Here is a 5,506-nt window from a genome sequence, read left to right as displayed (position 1 = left end):
TTGGCAGGGGGCGCGGTTTCGGTGACCCCATTGATGCGATCCAGGTAGATCTTCGTGACGTCTTCGGGAACGACATCAGGAATATCAAACTTGAATGCGTCATCATCGACGGGTGTATCCAGCTCGACATTGCGAAACTCGAGATTCACGAGCGGCCGCAGCTTCTTCGATTCCGGCTGTCGCTTGAGATACAGCAGCCGTTCGGGGAACAGGTTTTCTGAGTTCACGTACAACCGCACCAGGTCGGGGACGAACGCGGGTAGCGAGTTATCTTTGCCCTTGGGGAATCGCTGAAGGATTTCGCTTTTCCATTTCCCTTGAATGATCGTCCGCGGTCCCCCCTCGCTCGCTTCTTCTTTGATAACGTCGAAGTCGACGGTCCGTTCCAGCGAGGCCAGCAGCGCGTTTAAACCCCCAAGCCCCAGTTCAGCGTTCAGTGTCGAATCAGGAATGCTCTTCTTGCTGGCGGCAGCGGCAGCCTTCTGAATCTGCAGGACGTTCCGCAGAGTCACCCGCTTGAGATCGGGCAGCGTCAAGACGGTCCACAATTCCTTTCCGTCGCAGACTTCGAGAATCTGTCCCGTCACACCCTGATCGGGAACGACAGAGTAGTTCAACATCAGCTTCATCCCTTCCGCCGAGTTCCCCGACGAAAGGTATTGCCCTGTGATTTTGAACTGCTGGTCGCCGATTGACACGCTTTGACTCAAGTCCGCCTTCACAGACTGATGGGTCTGCAGTTCCTGCCGGACCTGCTTGAAAAATTCCGCAGGGTCTAATTGGCTGGCGGGGCTGTTTCCCGCCGGGGCCGCGTCGTCCTCTGTCTGGCCTGCAACGAAACCCGTTGGATATCCAACAGTTACGACCATCGCCACAGAAAGAGCAGCGGCGAGGGTCAAACTAAGCAAGGTTTGTGGGCGATTCGGAATATGTCGGATTTGCCAAAGATGCAACGCAGTTCCTTCCGAAAAGAGAAGAGCAGACCAAGGTGCCACGATAGACCAGTTAATGACGTGTTGCGAGTCCGTTCAAATGAAATCGAATCGCGACGCCCGGCATTCTAACTGGAAACGGATGCACAGGTCGACGGAAAAACGTGTCACAAGGCTAAACAGAAGGGATTCGACAGGACCGGCGACGGGACGATGTGGCGAGAGGCTGGCAATAATGGCTGACCATCAAGATATCGACACTGTTTCGCAGCCTGTCCCGAGAGGGATCGCAATGAAGCTGTACTTTCTCGCATTGGGCACGGTCGTCGTAGTGTGCGTCGGCTGCGCCATGGACGGTCATCAAGAGCATGCCCGGAGCTCAGGATTGGGAGGCCCCAATCTCGCAGGATTGAATCACCACGCGGGGAATAAGGGAGAATACCACGCTCCCCCTGCCGCGATGATGATGCGTCCCGGTCCGATGGTCGATGGACCCGGACCCGGCGTACTGGCGATGATGGCCAGTGGTGGTGGGGGGGGAGTTGGAGGAGCGCCGTGCGGACCGAATGGTCGCACTTTCGCCCCGACCAGCTCGCAGGTCCGGTTCATCGGACCGGATGGGATGAGCGTGGGTTGGCAAGTTCCCAACGGCTATGCCGAGCACCAGCTCGTCACACCCGCCCGGTACAACTTCATGCAGGGTGCGACCTATCGCCTGAAGTTCAACGGGATTCCCGGTCGCGAAGGGCTGACGCTCTATCCGACCCTTCAGGTGTATCCAACACACCCGAACACCGAGGCCTATCTCGCACACAACAGCGTGCCACTGCAACTGACGGAAGAAGACCTCGATCAGATCGAGAGCAACAACTTCGTCACCAAGGTCATCTACCTGCCGGATGCCCGTTTCCAGGAATTGGCGATCGCCAACGTTGAGACCCTGGTCTCGACTCGACTTGATCCTGGGGTCGATCCGATCCAGGAAGCCGACAAGCGAGGCACCATCATGGCTGTCCTGCGAATCGGTAACATGGACCTCGAAATGCAAGGGAGCCAGGGAGTCGGTCCCCTGACTTCCGCCGATGGAGAACCTGTTGATCAGGTTCACCACCAGATCGACGGAAACCGTGGAGAAATCGTTCCTCCCATGCCAATCGGTCCTGCCGGTGGCAGCGGATACGGCCCAGGGATTCCTGGTGCGATGATGGTGGCTGGTTCGGGAATGCCCGGAGCCCCCATCTCGGGCGGTAACATGCCACCATGGGGTATGCCCATCACCGGTACACCCATCGGACTTCCCGGTCCTCCACACATTCCGCTGGGTGGCCCCGCTGGTCTGAAATCGCACACCGTGCGAAATCGAACCCGCATGGACCTGCCCAAACCAGTGGACCACATGCTGATCGACGTCAAACACGAACCGGGCCTCAGCCTGCCTGAGCCTGTCCGGTACGTCGAATACACCGAGAAGCATCCCGTCTACCGCCCCGGCGAGCTCTCCAATCCTGCCTGGAACGCTCCGGGCGCTGGTCAGCTTCGGGCGATGGGACCCGGACAGGGATTCGGACCTTCCGATGCCTACTGTCCCCCCGGAATGCAATAACGCCTGACAGGACATGCGATCCACTCAGCCCGGATGCCTGGTGCATACGGGCTGAGTCCCTTACATCGCAAGCAGGCTGAATCAGTTGAACACGCTGGGCACACTCGCCCCGCACACACGTCGGACCTGATCGTCAACGGCACTTATCCCAAAGGCGAATTATCGTGAACCGGATCTCGTTGATCCTCTGGCTCTCACTGATTGCCACACTGACGATGCCGGTACTGAAAGTCTCGGCACAGCAGTACCCTGCCGTGGGTGGGCGTCAGTTTCCACTCAATCAAATGACGCCACCTGGAACTTACGCCCAATGGGCGATGAACGTGGGTCGGGGAACACCTGAATACTTCCAGCCCGTTCGCGTCTCATTACCCACATCGGGAACTGTGACGTTCTACGAAGGTGCACAGCACCGCTCGTACGACGCCATCGCCCCGGCTCAGGTGAGCCTCGTCGTGGGGCATGTTTACCGACTTCGCATCCACGACATGCCTGAGTTCCCTGGAATCGACTTTTATCCCTCGATCGAACTCGTCGACCGGCTTCACCCCCCGAACTGTAATGTCGAAGACTTCCCGATCGAATTCGAACTGACGCTGGAAGAACTCGAATGGGCCGCGAACGGACGCCTTGTCACAAAGGTTGTCTACCTTGAGCAACCTGACCGGGTTCCCCCCTCAGTCCTGGACGCTCAGCCCCGTATTACGACCATCGAACCCTCGCGTAATGCCTTGGCGGAAGCGGACCTGCTAGGACGTCCCATGGCGATTGTCCGGCTTGGTGGCCGAACCCCAGACCCAAACCAGCCTGATCCGACGTTCTTCGGTCCTGGCGGCCCCATCCGCATGCAGCAACCCGAGGTTCTCGCCGCCATGAAGGCCCGTCGAACCAACCAGGTGAAACGGCCCGCCAACGCGGGCGTCGTCTCGGTCAAGAAAGTCAAAGTCAGCCACAAAGAGACAGAAGCACGCAGCCATCTGGATTGAGGGCACAGGAAAATCCTGTCGCCTGATCGACGTACAACGGACAACAGAGTCACTTGAATCACACAGAACCCGGCTGCCTGAATCAGCGGCCCTGAGACAGGTCAATCGCGCTGATCTCTCATTACGGCCACGTTATGACTCAGCGCTGTTCACCCTTGATGGTTCCCACCATTCCGAACGAACTTGCCCACAACGCAATTAATGCAGGTCCTCGCATGATCTCGTTATCCCACCGATTCGGACGCACGCTGCTCGGCTGGAGCGCCGTCGGCCTTGCGCTCAGTTGCAGTGCCTGTGCAACGGGTCCTCACACCCGAACCGCCGCGGCGAGAAACAAGCCCGTGCAGGCGATCTATAACGAGGTATCAGAAGCTCCGTCCAGACAGGGCCTGGGATCCACAACCGCGAAGAGGGCTCATTCGACCGACATCCAGCAGCTCAGCCACAACCAGCCTGAAGTGGGTGTCGTGACGATTCGTAAGGCCCCTTCGGTCGACCATGTCAGCCATACGGAAATGACAGAGGCGAGCGTAAGGACTCAGTCTCCGGATGACGTGGAAGCGGCGGCATTCATTCATCGCCATCGCGGTCCACTCGGAGGGGCTCCCAGCGAGTACTGCGATCCCGCGGAAGCTCCATTCGATGTCGAATGTCTGCCGTGTGAGCCTCGCTGGGCTGCCGCGGGACCTCATCCCCTGGCACCGGGCATGACGGCCTGTGACGTATGCAATTTGCCCTCGCCGGAAAATTACGCGGACGAGTACCTGTGCGACGGAGGCGATCGTGAAATCCCCGTCCATTACGATGCACACTTCCGCCGTGGATTGGAAACCGAAGACACGATTCTGGAATACACGAACCGAGCGGGCTTTGAACGGATCAGACCGTCGAACCGCGTCTGCATCTACGCACCACGATTCGCCTCCGTTCGGACGGTCAGTCGCCCACACGAAGAATCTGTCACCGACGAAGTGGCCGGGGTCGGTGCACTCGCTTCTACCGGCGGGATGCATACTCGACTTCGCGCGGCCCACAGTGTGAAACGAGAGATGACCGGCCGAATTCATGTCCGTTCGCGAGCCAGTGGACTGGAAAGCGAAGCTCTGCAGGGAACCGTCTCGCAACTCCGCAGCCCGTCCGTGCATGACAAGCTGCTGAATGTGTACCAGTCGTTGACATTTGTCCGCTTCGGCAAGATTGAAGATTCGGACACCGCACGGTTGAACTACGGTATCCAGGCCGCCTCGCTCTGGACGCGTGAAGAGTACCCAGTCATTGAATCGAAAACCGACATGGCTCTGGAAGGGCACTTCGAACAGTCGACGGCCGTCTTCACAGCAATCGACGACCGCGAGTCACCTGAAGATCTGCGGATCGTCAAATTAGCAGACAAGAATACGGCGGTCTCCGGAGATGAAATCGAGTTCACCATCCGATACGACAATCTGGGAGGCAAGGAAGTCTACCATGTCCGCATCGTCGATAACCTGACGCCACGTCTCGAGTACATCGACGACAGTGCCACCTCGGACCGTGACGGTCGACTGGTCCTGCAGGACAACGGCGAAGGATCGCAGATCCTGGTCTGGGAATTGGACAAGCCTCTGCCTCCTCGCACGGGCGGGGTTGTCACCTTCAAGACCAAGGTCCGCTGATAACGGGGCCCGGGGGTTGCACCGGATGCGGTCAGCCAAACCTCATCCCCACACGAACTCCGTCAGACATGATGTCTCCAGCAAACCTGATATAATACCGAGGCCAGTCCGTTGAACACGGGCTGGCCTTTGTGTTGGAACCTCTGGTTGAACGAGTCAATCATGCTGCTCGCACAGAAGCCTGCTTCCGTCAACTGGGAATCGGTGGCGCTCGACCCTTCGGGACAACATGCACTCTGGGTCTGGTTCCGCCCACCCGCCATTCCCTATGGATTGATGCTTGTCGTTCCCGCCTCCCTGTTTTCGGACGCGCAGTTACTCGGCCAGTTG

Annotated in this window: 4 protein-coding genes; 3 read left to right on the top strand and 1 reads right to left on the bottom strand. The window is 58.5% G+C overall.

Annotation, left to right across the window (positions count from 1 at the left end; genetic code table 11):
* The coding region (locus VGE80_RS24620) for a LolA family protein (RefSeq protein WP_440594494.1) at positions 1 to 953 on the bottom strand (953 nt) is incomplete at its 3' end.
* Between the two features lie 214 nt (positions 954 to 1,167).
* Here VGE80_RS24620 and VGE80_RS24615 point away from each other — a divergent pair.
* The 3 genes from VGE80_RS24615 (at position 1,168) to VGE80_RS24605 (ending at position 5,176) form a co-directional block, all read left to right on the top strand.
* Positions 1,168 to 2,535 carry a hypothetical protein gene (locus VGE80_RS24615; protein ID WP_440594493.1) on the top strand — a complete coding sequence of 456 codons (1,368 nt, stop codon included), beginning with the start codon at positions 1,168 to 1,170 and terminating at the stop codon, positions 2,533 to 2,535.
* Positions 2,536 to 2,699: 164 nt separating this feature from the next.
* Complete coding sequence (locus VGE80_RS24610) at positions 2,700 to 3,521, top strand: hypothetical protein (RefSeq protein WP_373652604.1); 822 nt, start codon at positions 2,700 to 2,702, stop codon at positions 3,519 to 3,521.
* 215 nt (positions 3,522 to 3,736) lie between these two features.
* Positions 3,737 to 5,176, top strand: coding sequence for a hypothetical protein (locus VGE80_RS24605; RefSeq protein ID WP_440594492.1), 1,440 nt, complete (start codon positions 3,737 to 3,739; stop codon positions 5,174 to 5,176).
* Positions 5,177 to 5,506: the final 330 nt, after the last annotated feature.

Origin of the sequence: Schlesneria sp., from assembly GCF_036405755.1 — a bacterium.
Lineage (GTDB): Bacteria > Planctomycetota > Planctomycetia > Planctomycetales > Planctomycetaceae > Schlesneria > Schlesneria sphaerica.
This window is presented reverse-complemented; position numbering and strand designations above follow the sequence as displayed.

Coding starts and splice junctions, on each gene's coding strand:
- VGE80_RS24615 (WP_440594493.1), top strand. CDS start 1,168: ATGGCTGACCATCAAGATATCGACACTGTTTCGCAGCCTGTCCCGAGA.
- VGE80_RS24605 (WP_440594492.1), top strand. CDS start 3,737: ATGATCTCGTTATCCCACCGATTCGGACGCACGCTGCTCGGCTGGAGC.